Origin of the sequence: Peribacillus alkalitolerans (assembly GCF_010882125.1) — a bacterium.
In the GTDB taxonomy this organism is placed as follows: Bacteria; Bacillota; Bacilli; order Bacillales; family DSM-1321; genus Bacillus_BN; species Bacillus_BN alkalitolerans.
In genome coordinates, this window is the sequence record NZ_JAAGVZ010000002.1 from 140502 (window position 1) to 162573 (window position 22072).

A 22072-nucleotide genomic window follows, 5' to 3' on the forward strand; every position below is an offset into this window, starting at 1 on the left:
CCCTTTTTTATCAATTTTCTTGCTAGTTCTTCACAAATTACAAATTGGGAATAAGAAACAATCCAAATGTAGGAGTGCCAAAAACAAAGCCAGAAGGAATGCTTTTCTTAGAACTAGCACTTCACGGTGCCTTACCGGAAATTGCCAGTAGAAAAATAAATCTTCCTTCTGACTTTTTATTTGTCGATTAGCGGAATAACTATGCCTCTATCCATTCGATGTTTTCTAAATTAGTGTGACTTCTCCATTCCTCTGTCATTGGTTGATTACATACAATTACGTCCAACTTTTCAAGAGGACAAACCTTACAAAATGTATCCACACCCATTTTAGAGTAATCTGATAGCAGAATTACTTGTTTTGATACTTCAACCATCTTCCTTGATACCAAAGACTCATGTAAATGATAGTTACTAACTCCACTTTTGATTGAAACACCACCAGCTGATATGAAAGCTTTATCTACGTTAAATTGATTTAATAATTGTTCGGTAAGACTGCCACTAATAGATTGCTGCTTAGGATCAATTTGTCCACCTAATAATAAAACTTGCCCACTAAATCTATTTTGATTAAGCGATTCTGTTAATACAGAAGAAACAGGTAATGAATTAGTGATAATTGTAATATCATTTTTATTTTCTATAAATTTAGCAAACTCAAGGGTTGTCGTTCCTACATCAATGACAATCACATCTCCATTAGATATAAGTTCTACTGCCTTTTGTCCGATTCTACCTTTCGCTTCTTGATTCACCGTTGTACGCTGTAAAAAAGGAGGCTCCTCGAATTGAAAAACTGATTTAATCGCTCCCCCGTATACTCTTTTTAATAGGCCTTTTTCCTCTAATAACATCAAGTCACGTCGAATGGTTTCCTCAGAAACCTGAAATTGCTCGACTAATTCCATAACTTTTACTTTACCCATGTTATTTAGCTCTTTTAATATTTCATTTTTTCTTTCTTCAGGTAATACAGACATACTTCTGCCCCCCTTCAAAAATTATTCTATTATAAAACAATGCATTCCTGCTTGGGGACAATTATCTGAACTCGTGAACCCTGATCAAACATTTCCCCACGGTGGTGAAGATAGTCAACAAGAATAGAGGACTCGTTGGTTTCAACTTCATATCTTAAAACATTTCCCGTCATGGTTACATCTTTAATGTAGCCTTTAATTCCCCAGCTCTCTAGAGAATTTAGGTTTTCTTCTACAGAAGAAGCTAATTGTAAAACTTCTGGTCGTATAGCCACTTCATCTCCTTGTAATTCAGAGCTTCGAACTAGTTTATGGAAAGCTTTCATGCTTAAAACATTGTAATTTCCAATAAATTTGGCAACGAATGAATTAACTGGTGTAGTATAAATTTCTGATGGAGAACCGGTTTGGACAACCTGACCCTTATTCATTACAAAAATTCGGTCAGACATCGTCATTGCTTCCTCCTGATCATGAGTAACAAAAATTGTCGTAATATCTAGTTCTTTTTGAATTCTCTTCAATTCTTTTTGCAAGCTTTTTCTAATTTTTGCATCCAATGCACTTAGAGGTTCATCCAATAGAAGTACCTTTGGTTCCATCACTAGTGCACGGGCAAGCGCAACCCTTTGTTGTTGTCCGCCAGATAATTGATGTGGGTAAGACTCTTCTTTGCCAATTAAATCGACCTTTTCAATCATTTTATTAACTCTAGACTTAATATTTTTTACTTTTTTCATTTTAAGTCCATAGGCGATATTATCAAAAACAGTCATATTCGGAAACAGAGCATAAGACTGAAACACCATGCCGACTTCACGCTGACGTGGGGATAAATTTGTAATATCTTTCCCATCAATTTGGATGCTTCCAACATCTACTTCTTCAAGTCCAGCAATGGAACGTAATAAGGTACTTTTGCCGCATCCACTTTGTCCAAGAAGTGTTGCAAATTCGCCCTTTTTCAAGGTTAATGAAATGTTATCTAAAACTAATTGATTGTCATAAGCCTTATTTACTTGATCAATCGTTACATAGCTCATTAGTTTTCACCTTCTAAAGCTGTATTTTTTTGAGGATTATGTTTTTTAAATATGGAAAGAATTCGCATCTTAGTAGACATTGCTGATTTATTTTCTTTTCTGAATGTAAGCTTTAATACAGTTCCTGTTAACAGTAAAATCACTGAATAGTAGGTAATGACAATTGCGCTTGTTAAATGCCCACTACTATTAAGCTTATCGGCAAGATAGATTTGTAGTGTCTCGAATCGACCTCCTACGAGTAAATTTGCCATCGCAAACTCACTAAATAATAGAGCGACCGATAATAAGGTAGATACTAAAATACCTGAAATAATGTTTGGAAATACAACAGTTCGAAACGCTTGAAATTTAGTAGCACCTAATAATTCAGCTGCATCCACAAGTTGGACCGCATTTATCGTTCGAAGACTATTTCGAATACCTTGATACATAAATGGTAGAATGGTAATGAAATAAGCACCGATTAAGATCCAAGGTGTTCCGGCAATTTGGATGGGTCCATCAGAATAAACTTTAATTAAACCAACTGCTCCAACTATTGGAGGGATGCCATAAGGAAGCATTGCCGTTGCTTGGAGTAATCTTTCCCATTTACTGAAATATATTGAGATAATAAAAATCGTAGGGAGCATGATCACAATGCTTATACCAACTGACATGACAATTAAGAATAATGTTCGTTTAAAAGCATCGTAAAACCTTTCATCTTGAAATAATTCAATATACCACTTCATTGTGTAACTCTCAGGTAAGATGCTATTATCCCATTTACCAGCAATTGAGAATAAGAATGTTCCAACTAATGGAATCAATAAATACGTAACTAGTAATCCAATAACCACTTTATGAAAAGTTAAAGAAGATTTCACTGTAGATCCCTCCTAATGCGACGCATCATACGTTCATTGAACCACATCGCACCTATCATGGTCGCTGCAAGCAGGACACCTAATGCACTTCCTAACTGTGGTTTTAATGTGACGTCACTAGCAACTAGAGATGCGATTTGTAAGGATAGCAAATTGTAATTGCTTCCAACCAATGCATAAGCAGTTGCATAAGCTCCCATTGCATTTGCAAACAAAATACTAAATGTACCTATAATACTAGGTAAAAGTACTGGTATCCCGATACGTAACCAAAAAGATGATCTATTTCCTCCCAATAATGAGGAGGCTTCAATCCATTGTTTTTTAATTCCTTGGTAGGAAGGATAGATCAGCATGACAGCGAGAGGTATTTGAAAATAAACATATACTAGGATAAGTCCTGTCCATGAATATAAATTGAAATCTGCAAACAAATCCCAACCAAGCTTTGCAAAAAGTAGCGTAAATAACCCATTATTACCAAGTAGGATAATATAAGAAAATGAAAGCGGAATACCTTCAAAATTTGAAGTCATATTGGCAATCATCAATAGTCGATTTTGTATTTTTTTAGAAAACCTTGTAAACGAATATGCTGCAATGACAGCTACAATCACTGAGACTACTGCAGAAAATAGGGAAATGATTAGACTATTTTTTAGTGCTTGTAAGTAAAATTTGCTTTTGAAAATTGTGATATATTGGTTTATTGATACTGTTATTCCGTCATCTGCATAAAAGCTATTCTTAATCATTGCCACTAATGGTCCAATTTCAAAACCGATTACAAACAGAATAAATGGCAATAAAAGAGCAAATAAGTAGAATTTTTGTTTTTTAATTTTTAGCAAGTCTATCGCTCCTCTATTTTCTTTAACGATTTTGGAATTGGATTAACGATCAATCGTTAATCCAATTCCTATATTAAAGCTTTCTCAGGGGGGAAAGCTTTAATGAATAGAGATACCTTTTTTTAAGCCTGGTAATTGATAAGAAATCATTTTTTCTGAAGGTTCAATATTTAAAAGTTCACAAACTAGTGGTGCAAAGGCTAGTTGCGGGATTTCTTCACTGTATACGCCTGGTTCTACTTTAGGACTGATAATGAATAGTGGTACATCACGCTCTCCATCTGTTATTCCACCATGGTTGCCAGTCTCACTCATACCATGATCAGATGTTATTAAAATATGGTAGCCTTCTTTAATCCATATAGGCAGAAATTGTGCTAATAAGCTACCCATTTTTAATATTTGTTCACGGTATTCCTTTGATTCTGAACCATATATTTCTCCTTGCACATCCACACCTAACGGATGGATATATAGGAAGTGAGGGTCGTACTTTCTTCGTAAAGCTTCTGCATCTACTAACACATGACTATCTGGATAATCATCCTCCCAATAGAATTTTCCGTATTGAATGGGCTTGGATGGATCTTCTTGCTCTCGATCTTCAATATGTTGGAATGGAGCTCGATTATAAAGCTCACTTACCCAGTAATAAGATACCGTTCCATTTCTTAATCCGTTTTCTTGTGTAAGGTGGAAAAGACTTTTCTCTGTTGATAGACGAACGGCATAGTTAGAAGTAATTCCGTTCATTGATGCTGGTGTTCCTGTAAGCAATACTTCATACAATGGACGCGAGAGACTAGGAAGCTCGGACTTCACCTTATATAGCGATGCTTGATTTGTTTCAACTAAATGCTGAAGAAATCCTAATGCTTCACATGCTTTATCGTATCTCATGCCATCAACTACTATTGCTATTACTTTATTTGACATGTACTAACACCTCTTCCTGCCAAAGTTGCGGTAAAGTTTTAACCGTTTCTTCCCAAGCTTTGTAATCTTCAATAGGTTTTGCTTTTTCGTATTGTTCTTTCGGAACCATTTTTTCAGCTACTTCTTTAGGAAGCTCCACATCACGAATCGGACGAGCAAATCCTTTTGCTAAATTAATTTGTCCTTCATCACTTAAGATATATTCTCTTGTCGCCATAGCTGCATGAGGATGCTTTGCATATTTATTGATAATTGTTGCGTAACCACTTACTACTGATCCTTCACTAGGAATACTTACTTCAAACTGATCACGGTTGATTTGTTCTGCGTAACCAAGAGCATTGAAGTCCCATACTAGAGCGACCTCAACTTCACCCTTTTCAATATTTGCTGGTTTAGCATCTGTTAAGCTTAGACGACCTTCCTTAGCTAGCTTAGTGAAAAATTCGATTCCTGGTTTAAGATTTGTTTCATCACCGCCGTAAGCAATCGCTGCTGCAAGAACCGCCATTTGATTCTGAGCACCACGTTGAACATCGCCAACAGTAACTTTATAATCACCATTTAAAATGTCATCCCAAGATTTTGGTGGATTTTTTACTAACTCTTTGTTAGTTAGGAATGCAATTGTTCCTTGGTAACCAACCACCCAATCTCCATCATCATCTTTCGCCCATTCAGGTACCTCATCCCAATAGGAAGTTTTATATGGGATTGTTAAACCTTTTCCTTCAGCGATTGGGCCGAATGAAATCCCTACATCACCAATGTCAGCTGTTGCATTTTCTTTTTCAGTTTCCATTTTTGCAATTTCTTCAGCACTGGATAAATCTGTGTCAGTATGCTTCAATGTATATTTATCTGTTACTTCTTGCCATGTTTCACCCCAGTTAGCCCATGAATCAGGCATCCCCACACTATTGACTTCTCCCTCTGCTTTTGCTTTTGTTTCGATGTCTTGCAGGGTTAATGATTTTGCATCCGTTACTGCTGGTGCAGATTGCTCCTTATCAGTTCCACAAGCAGTTAATCCTATTACACTAAGACCTAACATCATAGCTTGAATAGATTTGAAACCTTTTTTCTTAGAGCTGCATTTCATTAATAGTACCTCCAATTAATGTGGTTTTTTTAATGTTCCTTACTGTTTCTTACGGTTTAATCATAATCATTGCATATTAATCCCACATTAACCCTTTGTTAAGAAATTGTTAATCATGTATTTTTATATTCCTTAGTATTCGTAAATTAATAGAAAATATTTTTGTTTTATGTTGTTTGAAAATCATTGTTAAATATAGGTTCTATTTTTATTCATACAAAAAAATCCTTAGATAAATCATCTAAGGATTTAGAAATGTGTTTCTGTTTGTAGTCGACAAGACCTTACAATACCTGCAATTAAAGTTTTAATTAGTAAATGTGGGATCTTGACGGATTCACACCAGGGATATCAGTGATAGCATTGTATGTACCAGTTAGCAACCTTCAAATATAATTACCAAGTTCCCTAACATGTTTTTGATTTCCGATCATTTTTTATCCTACTATTAGCATAAAATTAGTTAACTTTCTGTTCTAAATGGGCTGTACAGTTAAATAAAGTGCATTCCCATTTATTTTCTATATTTTCAAGGATTGTTACTGAAGTATTATTAATGAGGGTCATTTGGAACCTTTCTGGAAGTAGGTGTTCGAGGGTAAGGCCGATTAACGAGCCGTGACTGACTAGAAGTACTCTTTTCTCTGGATAGGTAAGAGATATTTCTCTAATAAATTCAATCCCTCTTCTTGCCACATCTTCATGCTTTTCCATTCCAAGATTTAATTCACTCCAATTACTACCCCACTTTTCAATTCTTTCTTGTTCAGTAGTCCCTACAATATCACCATAGTTGATTTCTCTGATTCTTTCATCTATATGGGTAATGGATACATCAAGTTTGGAAGAAATAATTTCTGCAGTCTCTATAGCCCGCGATAGGTTACTAGTTACAATCATATCCCATTTATCTTCCAGAGAAAGTCTATTTGCCAATGCTAATGCCTGTTGTTTACCTATTTCATTTAAAGGAATATCAGATAGTCCCTGAGCCTTTCCTAAAGTGTTCCATTCTGTGATTCCATGCCTTATCAGACCTATTGTGGTCACATAAGCCCCTCCTTCTATAAAATAATAGTTCTAATAAAAATCAATATCGAAAATGATCCTCAATTATTGTTATAGTATTATTCAGCCAATCTTCCCTAATCATCGCGTATCCAACAGAATCATATAATTTCCCATTTTGTCTCCAGGCTTGTCGATTTAAGGATTCTTTGACAAAACCGCTGTTATAAAAGGTTTTTCTCATAGCGAAATTGTCCTGTCTTGTATGTCCCTCAATCCTTATCATTTCTGGGAAATTCTTAAAGACATAATCGCAAAGCCATCTAAGGGCTTCTTTACCGATTCCCTTACCTCTATCCGACTCTCTTAGTCTTATGTCGAATAAACAGATAGGATCTTCTAAATCAAAAATTCTAATGATGCCTATTTTATCTTGTTCATGCAAAATCCAAAAAGTCACATTTCCATCTTCCGAGTAAAACCCCTTGTTGATGTTATTTCTGATTGATTCCTCGGTCGGGTTTTCTTGCCCATGAAAATACCAAGTTTCTGAAGTTAAAAATTCAACTAATTCTTTTTCGTTTTTTCTCTCAAACATTAAATATGTATACATAGTTCCCCCTTAGTCCCTATGACATTATTTTAGTTTTTAGGTTTATATTGTAGGTGTTTTAGAAATTGAATAACATTCTTATCCTCTTCAATTGGGTACACGAAATCTAATCGATCGGCTACAATCCTTGAAATTTTTCTAAACAAATTACACATTTTAAAGAGTGATTCCCAGATATTTTCGTATTTGGCATCCGCATATGTTTCAACGAATTCAGCCCATTCCTTAGGATTTAGAAAATCTTCTATATACTTTCCTCGGTTGCCAGCACTTTTCTTGAAATCAGTTTGTGTTCCGATGTACCACTCAATCATTTGAATGAGCACATTCCGATTGATTTGTTCATACATAAATTTGGTGTAGGTCAGCTCTTCACGCCAAAGGCCTTTCCCTATATTCATGCATATCCACCAATACTCGTTACAAATATCATCATATTCCTTTGCTGAAGGTCTATTAATATGATAGTCTTCGTCGCTTGATGGCGGTAGATTACCAATGATACCGTCCTTATCTACTATCAACTTCGTTAAACTATCCGGTTTTAGTAATTGGTTCTTTTTTTCGATAGGAATTAGGGTAAGGTCTATTCGATTGCCGTCCTTAAACCACATTAAATATACAAAACGCTCATCACCATCAGCTGGAGGCAGAACCATATCCTCAGGCATTTGCATTATGATTCTTTCACCAAAGATGTTAACCCAAGAATGATCAGAAGTAAAAGATTCAATATCATTCACAAGGTACACGACATCGTAATCCTGAAGAAAATCTTTTTTAGCATTAGGATTTACCCTCGATCCATTCATTAACACCACACGGATTCTCTCATCATTCATCGCAGTGTTTATGATTAGATCCATCATTACTTGTTCATTTCGCACATTCAAACACCCTTCTTCATTAAATTATGCAATCATTTGAAGGCTCCTAAATCAACATAGCTTATAAAAAAGATTAACACTCAAAATATGGATCATCAAAATCATTATTATTGATAACTATATCCGCAATTCGTTCTGGTAAGTGTTGATCTATATATAACTTTGAAGCTGCATGATATCTATTAATGAATATTGATTCTGCTTTATCATATCCACCAAAATTGTGTTGTTCTCTTAGAGCACCTCTATTTCTTGCAATCTCAAAGTCTGTTTTTACAAAAATCTTAAAATCGTAAAGTTTTATTAAATCCTTTTTGAATAGGAAGGTGCCATCAATAATAAAAACCATATCCTTGGTTGCTCTTTTTGGTTCTGTTCTTACATATTTATCCGTAGCTAAGTCTAAAGAAACAGTATGATAATACAAATTACCCCCGGGACATAATGGTAACAATAGTTTTTCCCTAAAGGCTTCATAATCGTGGGCATCCTCGTAATAACCTATAGCTGAATCCTTCCCTTGCTTGTAACGAATAGCCCTTGGATTATGAAAATAATCTATACTCGCTCTAATAGCATTTTTCTTTCTAACTAGAATTTCTTCCGCAATCTCATTAGCGAGAGTTGTCTTTCCCGATGCGGTGATTCCACTAACTCCTACTTTTATAGGATGAGTTCCTTTTACATCCAAAATCCTATCTACTAAATCAGAAATTAGTTTTTTTCTATTCATGGTTACCCTCTTTTCGTTCAAATGATCAGCAGGCATAAAAAATGTTGTTGACCATTTGTCATTTATTCTTATAAAGGTCTTGTTCAATAACTTCACTAAGTACGATTTCTTTACTGGTCTTGTTAATGCCTTTGAAATATATGAGAAAAAAAGATTTGCTGGATTAGCTCCAGCAAATCTTCTAGTCTATTGAATATTGGTGAGAAATAATTTTCTTTATAATCCTCCGATTTCAACAGTCAAACCAATCAATTTTTAGTAAGTTCCGCTTCTATTTTTTCTGCTCGATTTTTTCCCTTTTTGAAGGTGACAATCAATACACCTGCAAGAATAAACATTCCACCAATAAAGAAATTTACATTCAATTTCTCATTAAGTAAAAGCCACCCTAGGAAAGAACCAACAACGGGTTGGAAGAAGAAAAATAAGGATCCTATCCCGGCATCCATTAGTTCCATCCCCTTATTCCAAAGAAAGAAAGCTCCCGCTGTTGAAACCACTCCAAGATATAACACACCTAATAGAACCATAGTGCTTGGAATATTTAACTCATAAGATTGTAGTTCCCAAACCATCACAGGTGTAGTAAAGATAAGCGCAAATAGTATAGCGTAGGTTGTAATGATCAGTGTTGAAAATTTTTCAGAAGCAATTTTCACATAAACTGATAGTAATGCCCATGTAATGGCAGCTCCTAATAAAATAAGACTTCCCGTGTAATAGCTACCTACTTTCGTATCCCAACCTATTACTATAACAACACCTATGGTCGCAAGTAATAAAGAAATGCCCTTTTGCACTGTTAATTTCTCTTTCAGAACAATCCTTGCAAAGATAACAATAAAGGCTGGTGTAGCTGAAGTAATCAGCGCGCCTGTATGAGCATCGGATAATTTAGTACCAATAAATTGACATGAAATGGATACGAAATACCCGATGAAACCAATCCAAGCAAATAGAAGCCAATCCTTTTTCTTAATGGGTTCTTGTTTTGTTTTTTTGCTTTGAAAAGCCTTTAGTATTCCAAACAGAACGATAAAGGCAACAATATACCGTAACCATACTAATGTTAATGGGGGGATAAAATCCATCACATATTTACTAACGACATACATACCGCCCCAGATACTTGCTGCTAACGATAAACAAATAGCTCCAATAAGGGTTTGTTTAACATGATTCATATATATACCTCCGTCATGGTTTATTAAAAAATAAATATTTATGACGAGGCAGAATCAATTTTCCTATTCATACCTCGACTTAGTTATGAATAGCAGGTTGATCGTTTTCAAAAAGGTCAAAATATAATCTCATTTATTTCCCCTCCTAATTATTTAAAAATCAGCTGTAACTTTAATGCGAAGAACAGTTTTTAACTTGTCTGTAGCTGTTTTTCTTGGGTCGCTAATATAGATCTCTTTATGTATTTTTTCCGTTCGTTGCAGTCCTTTTTCCTTGCAAAACTCTTCCATCAACGAAAATGTTTTTGGTTCATCATCATAACTTCCTACATGCATGCATTGGACACACAAGCCTTCCTGAATGACTTCAAGCTCTATTTCATTTATCAATTTTTCAGAGCCCTTATTAATTAACGACTCTTTAGCCTGCATTATTAAATCATCAGTCACAAAATCCGGCTGACGAATCATTAATATATATACGAATCTATCTTTATCCAATACATTTAGTTTTCTTCCTTCCTCATCTAAATCCCAGACGCCTTCTAAAGGAAATACTGTATATTCGAAATAGCCATCTGGTGTGAAACCCTTTTTGGGCATCATTCGAATAGTATAAGACAATTTATATAACGCCTCGACAAGTTTGGAAAAAGCATCACTATTAGGGTTCCCTTTACCTTTAATTGTGAAATACTTTAATGGAGGAATTTCTATTAAGCTTGGTAAGTTTTTGGGAATATATAATTCTTTATCCTGTTTACGCCATTCGTATTTCATACATTTTACTCCCTAAACAATGGTTAACAAATCTAAATTAAGTATATAACAAAACAGTATTTGACATTAAGAATTTTATAAAATTTTTCCATTGATTCATATTATTCTACCGGTTAATAGCTCTAATTTAGGGTCCAAAAAGGTTAGTTTATTTATAAGTATGGTTAACTACATTTGATATAATCTTAAGAAACAATTTCCTTGAAAGGGTGTATTGGACATTAAACCGAAAATTAACATCGTTACTTTACCTGTAGATAATTTGAAAAGAGCCTTGCGCTTTTATAGAGACACATTAGGGTTAAAAACACAAGGCATTGCTAACGAAGCATCTGGTGGTGATCACATTTTATTTGAATTGGAAAATGAGTTATCACTTGTTTTATTTCTTAGGAAAGAAATGGACAAAATCTCTGGTAAAGAAAGTAATAGTTTAACAACTCCATTAAGCAGTGTCATTTTGTCCCATTATTGTGAGTCGGAGAAAGAGGTTAATGACTTATTTGAAAAAATAACGAATTCTGAAGGGTTAATCAAAAAACCTCTTCAAAAAAATGACTGGGGTTACTCCTTTTATTTCTCGGACCCAGATGAAAACCTTTGGGAAATCCTTTGTTTTAATAAATGATATTAAAACAAGCATAGAAGCTGTAATCACTTTTCTATGCTTGTTTATTTATAAGCTCATTTCGCATAGAGGGTTGTTTTTAGACTATATAGTTTGTCCGTTTATTTCCGGCACTTGCTTTCCGCGGGGAGGGATGGGAGCCTCCTCGGCGTTACCGCCTGTGGGGTCTCCCACTTCCCTCTTTTTCCCGCAGAAGTCAAGTGCCCTCCACTACAATAAACTCAGATAGTTAATGTTAAATTACACTAAAAAAACAACAAACTTTACGAAAACAGCCTTTTAATAAAAAGGTAATCAAACCTAAGAGCTTTTTGTTTTCCATGAATCCTTCAATGAAACAGACCAATTGAAAATTAATTCTTTCGCTGTTGAATTTTTATCAACACAAAAATATCCGTGTCTTATAAACTGAAATTTATCTTCTGCTCTAGCGTTTTTAATGGAAGGCTCAATAACACAGTCTTTAAGGGTAACTTTTGAATTTGAGTTTATTTTTTGATCCCATGTCATTTCATTGTCCCTAACGATTTCTTCATCTTCAAACATTTTTTCAAATAAGTTTACATCTGCTTTTATACCATGTAGTGCTGACACCCAGTGAATGGTTCCCTTTACCTTTCTTCCTGTAAATCCTGTTCCGCTTTTAGTAATAGGATCATAAGTACAACGAAGCTCAATGACTTCACCTGTTAATTCATCTTTTATTACTTCATTACATTTAATGAAATAGGCTCCCTTTAAACGGACTTCAGAATTTAAAGTCAATCGATTAAATCCTTTTGGTGGCACTTCCATAAAGTCCTCCTTCTCTATATAAATAACCTTAGAAAAGGGAACTTCTCTCCTTCCTAAATCTTCATTCTCAGCATTATTTTCTATTGTTACATATTCGGTCTTACCTTCATCATAGTTCGTTAAAGTCACTTTAAGTGGATTTAGGACTGCCATAACACTGCTCACTTTAGCCTTAAGATCACTTCTTAGGGCACTTTCCAACATGGAATAATCAACAGTACTTTGATGCTTCACTAAACCAATATCGTTGATGAACATTTTGATGCTTTCTGGCGTAAAGCCCCTTCTTCTTAAACCACGGATAGTAGGCAATCTTGGATCATCCCAGCCATCAACATAATTACCGGCGACTAATTCACGTAAATACCGCTTACTTGTTACAACCCCAGTTAAATTTACTCTACCAAATTCTCTTTGTTTTGGAGGATCCATAATATTTAATTCATTTAATACCCATTCATAAAGTGGTCGGTGATCTTTAAATTCTATCGAACATAAGGAATGAGTTATTCCTTCAATCGCATCTTGGATTGGATGAGCAAAATCGTACATCGGATAAATACACCAATCATTACCCGTTCTATAATGTTGGGCATGAATAATCCTGTATAGAATTGGGTCTCTTAAGTTGATGTTTGGCGATTCCATGTCTATTTTTGCACGTAAAACCATGGAGGATGTCGGAAATTCGCCATTCTTCATTTGATTAAATAAGTTTATATTTTCTTCAATCGATCTATTTCTATAGGGACTATTCTTACCAGGGCTGGTCAATGTCCCGCGGTATTCTGTAGTTTCTTCTGGTGATAATTCACATACATACGCTTTCGCTTTGTTAATCAATCTAATTGCAGCCTCAAAGATCTCATTTGAGTAGTCAGACCCATAAAATACTCGATTACTAGGATTTACTCCTAACCAATTCATATCCTCGATAATTGAATGAACAAATTCAATTTCCTCTTTTAAAGGATTGGTATCATCAAATCGTAAGTTGAAACTCCCGTTATATTGTTTAGCAATCATATGATTTAAGTGAATTGCGTAGGCACTACCAATATGGAGGTACCCATTTGGTTCAGGTGGAAACCTCGTACATATGGGTCTTGGATAGGAATTATTTGTTATATCTTCTTCAATGAGTTTATTGAAAACAGAATCAGTAAACATTTTTTTCCTCCTTAATGATCATTTATTTTTAAAAAGAACTAATTTGTTTAAGTAAATAAAAAAAATCCCACCCCCAAGACTATATTCAGTCTTGGGGACGAGATTTGATATCGTGGTGCCACCCCAGTTTATTAATATGTCGCCATATTAACCTCTTCGGGTACGGTATCCTACAATACTTATACCCTAGCTCTATAACAGGAGCTCCTGTCACACTATCCCCTACTTAAAGGTTCCAATGTAATAGCTCAGAGGCTTGGTTCAATAAATCATTCTTACTCCTTTTCAGCAAATGGAGCTCTCTGTAAAGAATACATTTTATCTACTCTTCTCTTCATCGCCATGTCAAAATTTTGATTTATGATATAGTAACAATCAAAGAATTAATTGTAAACATTTATTTTACAATTGCAAATTTCAGTTTTTATTGATTAGGATAGGTTTCTTGTAAAAATTTAATCGATTGGGTAATCAATTCTTTTAGTACATCCTCATCAATATCTGCAATTTTATTTATGTATACGCAGGCTTTTCCGGTAGTGTGTTTTCCAAATTTGCCTAACAACTCATCTCTCTTTGTATCACCTGGGGCAAAATACAAACTAATTTTAGCTTTCCTAGGAGAAAAGCCTACTAATGGCGCATCTCCTTCGTGACCAGATTCATATTTATAATGATATGAACCAAATCCAATTATACTTGGGCCCCACATCTTCGCTTTAAATCCTGTAGTTTCAGTGAAAATATCTAATAATTTATATGCATCTTCCTTTTTTTTAAGGCTATCGACATTTTCAATAAACTCAATCACACTGTGATCGTTTTCTTTTGTTTTCAATTCGTACATGGCTATAGACTCTCCCTTAATGTGTTTTGATAAAATTCAATAGTTCTCTATATGTAATTTGGTCAGATTCAGCATGATATTTTGAAGAATAAGGATCACTAAAACCATGCTCGCCTCTCAATTTATAAATACTGATATTCTTTTCAACCAATCTAGAAATTAACTCGTCCACATCAAATGATTTTTCAACTTGAGGAAAGAACAACAGAATAGGACATCTAGGATTAATATCATTATAATTTCTAATCCGAGATCCGTAGAATCCTATTACGCCATCTACAAATTCTAATTCACTACATAGCCAAGCAATCGTTGCGCCTACGCTAAATCCGATAATAAATACTTTTTGGTACGAATCCCTTAAACCTTTTACGAAGTCTCTAATTTTATCAGCCGCTCCATAGAAACCTACATTCTCAATAAAATGATGATAGGCCTGTTCTTCTTGTGAATAGTCAAATGATGTTTCATTATCTAATAAGTTTGGACAAAAAATATCAAAATTCTCTTTTGATATTTTTTCACAAAAATTTTTGATATGGGGATTCATTCCATATATTTCATGTAACACAATGATTGCAGTTTGAGAACCATTAAGGATTTTAATCATTATTTCCCTCTCATAAATCAACTATTCTTCTTATTACTTCTAAAACTTATTGATAGTTCTTTTACTTTCTTCCTTTTTACATAAAAAGGATACCAATTAACATACTAATGTCAATTATAAAATGCTTAGAAGGTGGTTGAGCTTGCATCCTGGCATATTCTTTAGACTTTCATTATTTTTTGGAATTTTTCTTTTAGCAGGACATGCAGCCCGTATGTTCATTTTGTTTGTCATCGGATTAACGGGAATGGCAATCTTTATTCTTTTAACAGGAATCACCATTCCAACCCGATGGAAATCTGCTAACCAGTCATTTAAAACTAAAAAAAACATCCCAACAGTCATAGTTAAAGGACTTGTCTTACTCATAGGAGTGGACTGATGTACAGTTCTATTTATTATTGGAGAGATATACCCTCCTACAACAGAAAAGATTTTGTCATCATTAGTGGAAAACCATATGCCATAGAAGAATACGACACTGCAAGAGGCGGTACAGATGTTTATTTGACTATCGATGGCAAGACTTATGAGTTATATCCGACCCCGTGGTATAAAAATCTGGAAGAATTAAAAAATAAAAAATTCACTTTATATTACTTACCTCAAACGAATTGGTTGGTCCGCTATGAAATGGAATAACCTTTTAAAACTCAATATAAAAAGGTTGGGATTCTGGGTTTAAACATAGTTCAATTCTCTGTCTAAAATTTTTCCAAGTTACCATCTCAATTGCTTCTTTAATTGGAAAGTAACCTACCTCCAAACTCTCTGGAGTAGTTGTGAGTTCTCCACCGATTGGGGATCCTAAAAACAATGTGTTACAAATCGATTCGTTTACATTTTGGAAGACGCCACAAAATTTTAATATTTCAATATCTATTCCACTTTCTTCCTTTGTTTCTCTAATTGCAGCTTGTTTCAAGGACTCTCCCTCTTCAACTTGTCCACCTGGCATTTCCCAGCCTCGTCGTGGACCTTTTATCAATAGAATTTCATTATGCTCATTCAATATGATAGCTGCTGCTGAAACGATATGCTTTGGTGTTGCCATGTCAGGATCCTCCAAATTTCAATCTTCAATAAATGACTTACTAATAATTCTTTAAATTTTTATTGATTCCTGCTTGATAAGAAAACAAAAAAATCTCAATGCTCTTTTTTAATCACTATTCGTCAAATACTTAATAGAAACGGCCATCCATGAACAATCTCTATGCTTCAAGAATACTTCATTTGTTAAAAGTAAACATTAAAACTGTTCCCAATCATAAGGAGGTAAAGATATGAATAAACAGCGAGCCCAAGAGATTGCTGCTTCACCTGTAATGGCTAACGTTACTTACAATGAGGTACCCATTTATATTCAAAATGTAGATGAAAAGAATGAAACAGCTAGAATTTACCCGCTTGATGAACCAAGCAAAGAACAAGATGTTCCTGTATCTAATTTAATAGAACATATAATGGAATAGTTCATTTTAATGTATCAAGAGTTGATACCACCTTGCTATATGGAGGGATATAGATGAATATGGATACTCCAGTTGTAACTTGTCCAAATTGTAAATCACAATCTGAAATACAATTGGTATTGACTGCACAATCCAATCAAAATGTAATTTTTAATTGCCCTGATTGTGGTTATGAGCAACGGAATATAAAAACAAGTAAAGGATAAAACGATTTATACTTACAGAATAAAGGTAAATGTGCATTTGTGTTATTGAGTATAGAATTGATCAAGCCTGTGATGGGAAATCAAAGGCTTTTTCTTTTTATCGAAAAATAGAAGAAGAAAAGGAAAATCAAAACTCCATTTTTGAAAAAACGAATTCCATTTACCATTTTCTGATTTATCTGTTATCTTTAATTTAGGCAGATAAAGAAAGAGTGAAACAATCCAATGGAATATACGATAAGCTCATTAAGCGAGGATGCAATTATCATACAATTTATACATGATAATTTGCACGAGCAAACCCTTGAAGTACAAAAAGCAGTCCATCAAATCAGTCAACAACCATTTGAAGGGTTTTTAGAACTTGTCCCCGCTTACAATACCATTACCATTTATTATAACCCTTATGTAATTAAAGGCTCTCTTCCGTTCCATACTGTTAAAAGCCAACTAACTAAAATCCTAGATTCACTAAATGCAGTAGTTGTTTTAAATAAGCGTATTTTTGATATTCCCGTTTGTTATGAGGAGGATTTTGGATTAGATCTTTTAGAACTGGCAGCAAATAAGAGCCTAACCATTCAAGAAATCATTCACTTACATTCTAATACTGTTTATGATGTGGTTTTTATCGGATTTTCTCCTGGGTTCCCCTTTCTTTCTGGGCTCGATCAAAGACTCCACTATCCAAGAAAAACTAGTCCACGATTGAAGGTTAAACAAGGATCTGTGGGAATCTCTGGGAAACAAACGGGTATCTATCCCTTAGATACACCAGGTGGATGGCAGATTATCGGTCGTACACCAGTCAACCTTTTTGATATTTACCAAAGTCCTCCTACCCTATTAAAAGCCGGGGATCAAGTAAAGTTCTTTCCAATTAGTAAAAAGGAATTCGAACAATGGGAGAGTAAATCATGGAAGTAATGGTACATAAACCAGGATTATTAACGACGGTACAGGATATTGGTCGATACGGGTATCAGCGTGAAGGCATTATTGTTTCTGGTGCAATGGATTTATTATCTATGAGATTAGCTAATCTTCTTGTTGGAAACGATGAGAAGGAGGCTGTTCTTGAGGTGACTTTAGTAGGTCCCTCCCTTCAGTTTTTAGTAGATTCAGTTATTGCTATAAGTGGGGGGAATTTGTCACCTTCAATCAACGATAATCCAGTTTCAATAAATAAACCCACGTTTGTAAAAAAAGGCGAACTTTTAAATTTTGGAAAAGTGGTGGATGGTTGTCGCTGCTATATCGCCTTTAAAGGTGGTATCCAAGTTGATGAAGTGTTAGGAAGTAAAAGCACCTGTCTACCTGCAAGATTTGGCGGTATGCATGGAAGGGCTTTAGTAAAAGGAGATCTGCTGCCGATCGAAGAAGTTCATCATAAGACCCCAAAAAAATTCAATTGGATGCTATCTTATCGCTACTTTCAAACGATATTTACCTCAGGACCTATAAGATTTATTAGAGGAAAACAGTATGATCTGTTTGATGTGGAAAGTAGAATCAAGTTTCAAACAACCCCCTTTAAGTTTACGAAGGATTCAAATAGAATGGGATTTCGTTTACATGGATCCGAGCTTCAACTCACCAAAAAACAGGAAATGATAACCGAAGGTGTCACATTTGGGTCAATCCAAGTACCACCAAATGGTCAACCTATAATATTAATGGCTGACAGACAAACGACTGGCGGATACCCTAAAATTGCACAAGTTATTTCGAGGGACTTACCTCGCTTGGCACAGCTTAAACCAGGGGATTCATTTTTCTTTACTGAAATATCCCTTAAAGAAGCCCATCAATTAGCTTTTGAGCAAGAAAATGAAATCAGATCGCTTCAAAAAATAATAACTGCAAAATGGCAAGAGAGTAGATACTAGTTGTTTGAGGTAGATTTGAATTGTGACCTTTGAGAAAGCTTTGGTGCCTTTCGTATCGTCGATGATCGCGAAATTTCCGCCAATATTGCATGCGGTTTTCATGCTGGCAACCCCAATACATGGTAAGATGATACCGATAGTAGCAGATACCATTTGTTTACATGGTGATGGAACAAATGCGGTTACTTCTGCACAAAGGTTAAAATCAGAATTTCTTTCAGAAGGCATACAAATAAAATAAACAAGAGCTGACATAGGATTATGCAGCTCTTCTAATAAGTTAATTTTTGTTCAACAAACGTTTAATGATTCTGATTTGGCCACGATGGTTAATTTCATCCTCCATCACATGGTACCACATCCAGTAGTGATTATAAGAAATACCATTGTCCCATTTGCGCTCATGTAACAACCAGTTATCTTTTTGTGATTTTAGCAGTGTTAAAGTTTTTTCCCTGACATGATTTAATTCATTCAGGTAAAACACTAGAGATTTTCCCTTTATTTCAAGCATTGCTTTTTCACCAAGTTCCAAAGCTGTGCCCCATTTTAAACGTTCATTTTCATTTATGTCCCTGTTTTCAAACGTTATTAATTGATGAACAAATTCAATGGAAGCAATATGCATTAATAAAGCCCCAATGGTGTTTCCAAGGCCTTCTGGTAAGAAATCTAAATCCTCTTGACTAAGATTTTTTATATCATCCAATAACACAGCTCTTGAATAATCCATCATTGAAACTAGTGAACCTATTTTTTTAGAATAACCTTGCCCTTGAACTATTCTATAATCAATCATGTTCTTACCTCCTACTAATTGTAAATTAAGAATTCAGGGTGATGGAATTTAACTAGACTTATATTAAATGGATAATAATGGTATAATGGAATCTGACATTCAAAATAATAACAGCTTGCCCTTTTCATTTTTTAACAGATAACTTCTACTTCCAACCCTTGAAACTTTTAGTAACTCATTTTCGTAATAAATAATTAAATATCATATTATCTTTTTAGGAGGATTCCGTATGACAGGACTTGTGGCAGTGATCATGGTTTTCTCGATCCCCATCGTTGCTATCGTAACAGGGCATTTCCAAACCCAGACTAAGCTTAAGGGTAAATTTATACAAGATGAATTAGAACTAGAAAAGCTTAAAAATCAAAACTACCTAATCGAAACGGAAAAAATGAGACTTGAAATAGAGAAAATGAAACTGAATGATACTTTCAAGCAAGAAAAGATACTTTGAAAACCGTTTTTCATAAATTGAATTCAAAAAGGTCGCCCATGAAAATATCATGGGCGACCTTTTTATCATTACAGGTTATTCATTTCTTTTTCATTTACATCTTTACTTGCTGAAATTTGATTGGTAGTTCCAAGCTCGTATGAAATCCTATCTAGGCTATGACGAATATTCCCTTTCCCAGATAGGTTTTCTAATAATTCCTTCACATCAATTCCTGATGATGCTTTTAAGGATTCCTGTAACGATGACATGAGGCTTGTTGCATAACCCGTCACTTTATTCGCGCCACCATGATCCCCACTTCCTCCAGTATCAACGACGGTAATTTTATCAATGTTCGATAACGGGCTTGCTACTTGTTTCGCGTATTCCGGAAGCATTCTGACGATCATATCAAGGATAGCAGCTTGGCCGTACTGTTCAAACGCTTCAGCAATCTTGCGTTTCGCTTCGGCTTCAGCTAATCCAGTTAAGCGAATAATTTCAGCTTCCGTTTCCCCTTTCGCTCTTTCAGCCTCTGCTTTAGCTAAACCATCTAGTCTAACCTTCTCGGCTTCAGCTTTTGCCATGGATTCTATTCTATATTGATTTGCATCTGCTGCAGCAAATTCCTTCGCCTTTTCAGCTGCCGCCGCCTGCTCTACAGCATATCGATCTGCATCCGCTTTCTTTTTCACTTCCGAATCATATTGTCTTTCTCTTCGCAAAATCTCTTTTTCTTCTAATTCAATTTGTTTTTGGCGTTCAATAATCTTGATTTGCATTTCTTGTTCGGTTACTTCTTGTTTTGATCGTGCTGTTTCTAGGTCATAGGCTTGGTCAGCACGTGCTTTTGCCACGTCCTGATCTCGTCTGAAATCAGCCATTTTCATTTGATTGTCTTTTTCGGCTTCAGCAATCTCTGTAGCACGTTCCAATTCAGCTTTTTTGGCTTCTTTATCAGCCTCAGCGCGCTTGATCCTAGTTTCTTTTTCAGCTTCGGCTGTCGCGATATCTGCGTCTCTTCGAACTTGTGCAATCCTTGGTTTACCAAGTGCATCCAGGTATCCATTTTTATCTCTTACATCTTTAATCGTAAAGGAGACAATGATAAGTCCCATTTTTGCTAAATCCTGTGATGCAACTCGTTGGACTTCTTGTGAAAATTTGTCACGATTTTTATAAATTTCTTCAACAGTCATGGATCCTAGAATGGAACGAAGATGTCCTTCTAAAACCTCGCGAGCCTCGTTCTCTCGGTCTTCTTTTCCTTTTCCTAAAAATTGTTCCGCTGCTGTCGCAATATCTTCAATAGTCCCGCCAATCTTGATGATTGCAGTACCATCTGCCATGACTGGAACGCCTTGCTCTGTGTACACTTCAGGTGTTGTAACTTCTAGTTTACTAGTTAATAGACTTAGTGGCTCTGCTTGTTGGAAAACAGGCAAAATAAACGCTCCACCACCACGGATGATTTTGATTTTATTTCCAGATTCGTCCACATTTACATTTTTACTACCTAAGTAACTTCCAGTTACGATCAAAGCTTCATCTGGACCTACAGTTCGATACTTAATGATAAAAACGGCAATAAGGGCAATCAATACAAAAGCAACTATACCTATAGTAATAATAATTGGTGTCATACAGACATCCTCCTCTTTGTTTAGAACCTGCTAGATTATGAGTAGAATTCTTCTGAGAATTCATGAGGTGATACGTACAGTACTCCATGTTGAATATCTATGACCAAAACTATTTGGCCTTCGTTTATTGCAGAGCCTTCAAAGCATGCTGCTGGCTTAGAGATACGTCCACTATTACTTTCTAGTAATACTTCACCAAATCCATCCTCTGGTATTGGGATGATCACTTTTCCTATTCGTCCTTTTAACGAATCTTGTGTATAAACAAGGGATTCTTCAGCCTTTGATAAAGGAATAAGGATAAATACATTGAGTAGTGTAACTAGAAAAAGTGAAGTGATTATGGATATCAAAACTATGAAAATACTTTTAAAAGGTGAGAGACGTTCTAAAATATATCCACCTGCTGAAAAAAAAGTGAAAAAAGCTAAACATAAGGTCGGATTGAAAAAATCAAATGATGTTGTTGCAATTCCCTCTAAAATATCAGCAAACAGTAAGTATAGTAATGTGAGTACTCCAAATACAATTAGCATAACTAGATAAATAGTTTGAAGAGGAAATCCGAAAAGCTCCATAAGTA

At 35.1% G+C, this 22072-nt stretch carries 28 protein-coding genes, 1 pseudogene and 1 other annotated feature; of the genes and pseudogenes, 10 read left to right on the forward strand and 19 right to left on the reverse strand.

What is annotated here, in order from left to right; translation table 11 throughout:
• Positions 1-199 precede the first annotated feature (199 nt).
• The 12 genes from G3O09_RS03140 to G3O09_RS03195 all read right to left on the reverse strand — a co-directional run bounded on the left by G3O09_RS03140 (position 200) and on the right by G3O09_RS03195 (position 10991).
• Entirely contained in the window at positions 200-982 is a 783-nt protein-coding gene (locus G3O09_RS03140; RefSeq protein ID WP_163099999.1) for a DeoR/GlpR family DNA-binding transcription regulator, read from the reverse strand.
• 29 nt (positions 983-1011) lie between these two features.
• The gene (locus G3O09_RS03145; RefSeq protein ID WP_163100001.1) at positions 1012-2025 is read right to left on the reverse strand and encodes an ABC transporter ATP-binding protein; all 1014 of its coding nucleotides are present in this window, start codon (positions 2023-2025) and stop codon (positions 1012-1014) included.
• Positions 2025-2897 (reverse strand): ABC transporter permease, encoded by an 873-nt coding sequence (locus tag G3O09_RS03150; protein ID WP_240338318.1) that lies wholly within the window; start codon positions 2895-2897, stop codon positions 2025-2027. Before G3O09_RS03150 ends, G3O09_RS03145 begins: the two co-directional genes overlap by 1 nt.
• Positions 2894-3748, reverse strand: a complete 855-nt coding sequence (locus G3O09_RS03155; RefSeq protein WP_163100003.1) for an ABC transporter permease — start codon at positions 3746-3748, stop codon at positions 2894-2896. Before G3O09_RS03155 ends, G3O09_RS03150 begins: the two co-directional genes overlap by 4 nt.
• Before the next feature lie 99 nt (positions 3749-3847).
• On the reverse strand, positions 3848-4684 hold the full coding sequence (locus G3O09_RS03160; RefSeq protein ID WP_163100005.1) for an alkaline phosphatase family protein: 837 nt from the start codon (positions 4682-4684) through the stop codon (positions 3848-3850).
• On the reverse strand, positions 4674-5786 hold the full coding sequence (locus G3O09_RS03165) for an ABC transporter substrate-binding protein (RefSeq protein WP_163100007.1): 1113 nt from the start codon (positions 5784-5786) through the stop codon (positions 4674-4676). Before G3O09_RS03165 ends, G3O09_RS03160 begins: the two co-directional genes overlap by 11 nt.
• A gap of 459 nt (positions 5787-6245) precedes the next feature.
• Complete coding sequence (locus tag G3O09_RS03170) at positions 6246-6836, reverse strand: histidine phosphatase family protein (protein WP_163100009.1); 591 nt, start codon at positions 6834-6836, stop codon at positions 6246-6248.
• 40 nt (positions 6837-6876) lie between these two features.
• A complete protein-coding gene (locus tag G3O09_RS03175; protein WP_163100011.1) occupies positions 6877-7407 on the reverse strand; it encodes a GNAT family N-acetyltransferase in 531 nt (176 codons plus the stop codon).
• Positions 7408-7436: 29 nt separating this feature from the next.
• Positions 7437-8294, reverse strand: coding sequence for an aminoglycoside 6-adenylyltransferase (locus G3O09_RS03180; RefSeq protein ID WP_163100013.1), 858 nt, complete (start codon positions 8292-8294; stop codon positions 7437-7439).
• A 73-nt stretch (positions 8295-8367) separates the two neighbouring features.
• Positions 8368-9027 (reverse strand): nucleoside/nucleotide kinase family protein, encoded by a 660-nt coding sequence (locus tag G3O09_RS03185; RefSeq protein ID WP_163100014.1) that lies wholly within the window; start codon positions 9025-9027, stop codon positions 8368-8370.
• A 248-nt stretch (positions 9028-9275) separates the two neighbouring features.
• Positions 9276-10211, reverse strand: coding sequence for a DMT family transporter (locus G3O09_RS03190; protein ID WP_163100016.1), 936 nt, complete (start codon positions 10209-10211; stop codon positions 9276-9278).
• Positions 10212-10364: 153 nt separating this feature from the next.
• Positions 10365-10991, reverse strand: coding sequence for a GyrI-like domain-containing protein (locus G3O09_RS03195; RefSeq protein ID WP_163100018.1), 627 nt, complete (start codon positions 10989-10991; stop codon positions 10365-10367).
• A 214-nt stretch (positions 10992-11205) separates the two neighbouring features.
• On the opposite strand from G3O09_RS03195, the gene G3O09_RS03200 reads away from it, so the two are divergent.
• Positions 11206-11619, forward strand: coding sequence for a VOC family protein (locus G3O09_RS03200; protein WP_163100020.1), 414 nt, complete (start codon positions 11206-11208; stop codon positions 11617-11619).
• A gap of 300 nt (positions 11620-11919) precedes the next feature.
• On the opposite strand, the gene G3O09_RS03205 is transcribed toward G3O09_RS03200, so the two are convergent.
• The 3 genes from G3O09_RS03205 to G3O09_RS03215 all read right to left on the reverse strand — a co-directional run bounded on the left by G3O09_RS03205 (position 11920) and on the right by G3O09_RS03215 (position 15041).
• Complete coding sequence (locus G3O09_RS03205) at positions 11920-13584, reverse strand: glutamine--tRNA ligase/YqeY domain fusion protein (protein ID WP_163100022.1); 1665 nt, start codon at positions 13582-13584, stop codon at positions 11920-11922.
• A gap of 90 nt (positions 13585-13674) precedes the next feature.
• Positions 13675-13931, reverse strand: a binding site (T-box leader).
• Between the two features lie 77 nt (positions 13932-14008).
• On the reverse strand, positions 14009-14431 hold the full coding sequence (locus G3O09_RS03210) for a DUF1801 domain-containing protein (protein WP_163100024.1): 423 nt from the start codon (positions 14429-14431) through the stop codon (positions 14009-14011).
• A gap of 16 nt (positions 14432-14447) precedes the next feature.
• Entirely contained in the window at positions 14448-15041 is a 594-nt protein-coding gene (locus G3O09_RS03215; protein WP_163100026.1) for a dienelactone hydrolase family protein, read from the reverse strand.
• A gap of 142 nt (positions 15042-15183) precedes the next feature.
• Here G3O09_RS03215 and G3O09_RS03220 point away from each other — a divergent pair, with 142 nt between their 5' ends.
• Together G3O09_RS03220 and G3O09_RS03225 are read left to right on the forward strand one after the other, a co-directional pair.
• Positions 15184-15423: a hypothetical protein gene (locus G3O09_RS03220; RefSeq protein WP_163100028.1), complete on the forward strand. Its 240-nt coding sequence runs from the start codon at positions 15184-15186 to the stop codon at positions 15421-15423.
• Entirely contained in the window at positions 15423-15683 is a 261-nt protein-coding gene (locus tag G3O09_RS03225; RefSeq protein WP_163100030.1) for a hypothetical protein, read from the forward strand. Before G3O09_RS03220 ends, G3O09_RS03225 begins: the two co-directional genes overlap by 1 nt.
• 4 nt (positions 15684-15687) lie before the next feature.
• Here the strand turns inward: G3O09_RS03225 and G3O09_RS03230 are convergent, their stop codons facing one another.
• Entirely contained in the window at positions 15688-16095 is a 408-nt protein-coding gene (locus G3O09_RS03230) for an NUDIX hydrolase (protein ID WP_163100032.1), read from the reverse strand.
• 232 nt (positions 16096-16327) lie between these two features.
• Here G3O09_RS03230 and G3O09_RS03235 point away from each other — a divergent pair, with 232 nt between their 5' ends.
• The 6 genes and pseudogenes from G3O09_RS03235 to G3O09_RS03260 all read left to right on the forward strand — a co-directional run bounded on the left by G3O09_RS03235 (position 16328) and on the right by G3O09_RS03260 (position 18852).
• On the forward strand, positions 16328-16516 hold the full coding sequence (locus G3O09_RS03235; RefSeq protein ID WP_163100034.1) for a small acid-soluble spore protein H: 189 nt from the start codon (positions 16328-16330) through the stop codon (positions 16514-16516).
• A 53-nt stretch (positions 16517-16569) separates the two neighbouring features.
• Positions 16570-16722: a hypothetical protein gene (locus G3O09_RS03240; protein WP_163099719.1), complete on the forward strand. Its 153-nt coding sequence runs from the start codon at positions 16570-16572 to the stop codon at positions 16720-16722.
• 225 nt (positions 16723-16947) lie between these two features.
• A complete protein-coding gene (gene pxpB / locus G3O09_RS03245) occupies positions 16948-17649 on the forward strand; it encodes a 5-oxoprolinase subunit PxpB (protein WP_163100041.1) in 702 nt (233 codons plus the stop codon).
• Complete coding sequence (locus G3O09_RS03250) at positions 17640-18611, forward strand: 5-oxoprolinase subunit C family protein (RefSeq protein ID WP_163100043.1); 972 nt, start codon at positions 17640-17642, stop codon at positions 18609-18611. Before pxpB ends, G3O09_RS03250 begins: the two co-directional genes overlap by 10 nt.
• Positions 18612-18728: pseudogene (locus G3O09_RS03255) on the forward strand (LamB/YcsF family protein); the annotation flags it as partial. It lies immediately after the preceding gene.
• A 10-nt stretch (positions 18729-18738) separates the two neighbouring features.
• On the forward strand, positions 18739-18852 hold the full coding sequence (locus tag G3O09_RS03260) for a LamB/YcsF family protein (protein WP_163100045.1): 114 nt from the start codon (positions 18739-18741) through the stop codon (positions 18850-18852).
• Between the two features lie 39 nt (positions 18853-18891).
• Here the strand turns inward: G3O09_RS03260 and G3O09_RS03265 are convergent, their stop codons facing one another.
• On the reverse strand, positions 18892-19410 hold the full coding sequence (locus tag G3O09_RS03265; protein ID WP_163100047.1) for a DinB family protein: 519 nt from the start codon (positions 19408-19410) through the stop codon (positions 18892-18894).
• Positions 19411-19639: 229 nt separating this feature from the next.
• On the opposite strand from G3O09_RS03265, the gene G3O09_RS03270 reads away from it, so the two are divergent.
• On the forward strand, positions 19640-19864 hold the full coding sequence (locus G3O09_RS03270) for a hypothetical protein (RefSeq protein ID WP_163100048.1): 225 nt from the start codon (positions 19640-19642) through the stop codon (positions 19862-19864).
• A 68-nt stretch (positions 19865-19932) separates the two neighbouring features.
• Here the strand turns inward: G3O09_RS03270 and G3O09_RS03275 are convergent, their stop codons facing one another.
• Complete coding sequence (locus tag G3O09_RS03275) at positions 19933-21489, reverse strand: flotillin family protein (RefSeq protein WP_163100050.1); 1557 nt, start codon at positions 21487-21489, stop codon at positions 19933-19935.
• A 35-nt stretch (positions 21490-21524) separates the two neighbouring features.
• Entirely contained in the window at positions 21525-22067 is a 543-nt protein-coding gene (locus tag G3O09_RS03280) for an NfeD family membrane protein (protein WP_163100052.1), read from the reverse strand.
• Positions 22068-22072: the final 5 nt, after the last annotated feature.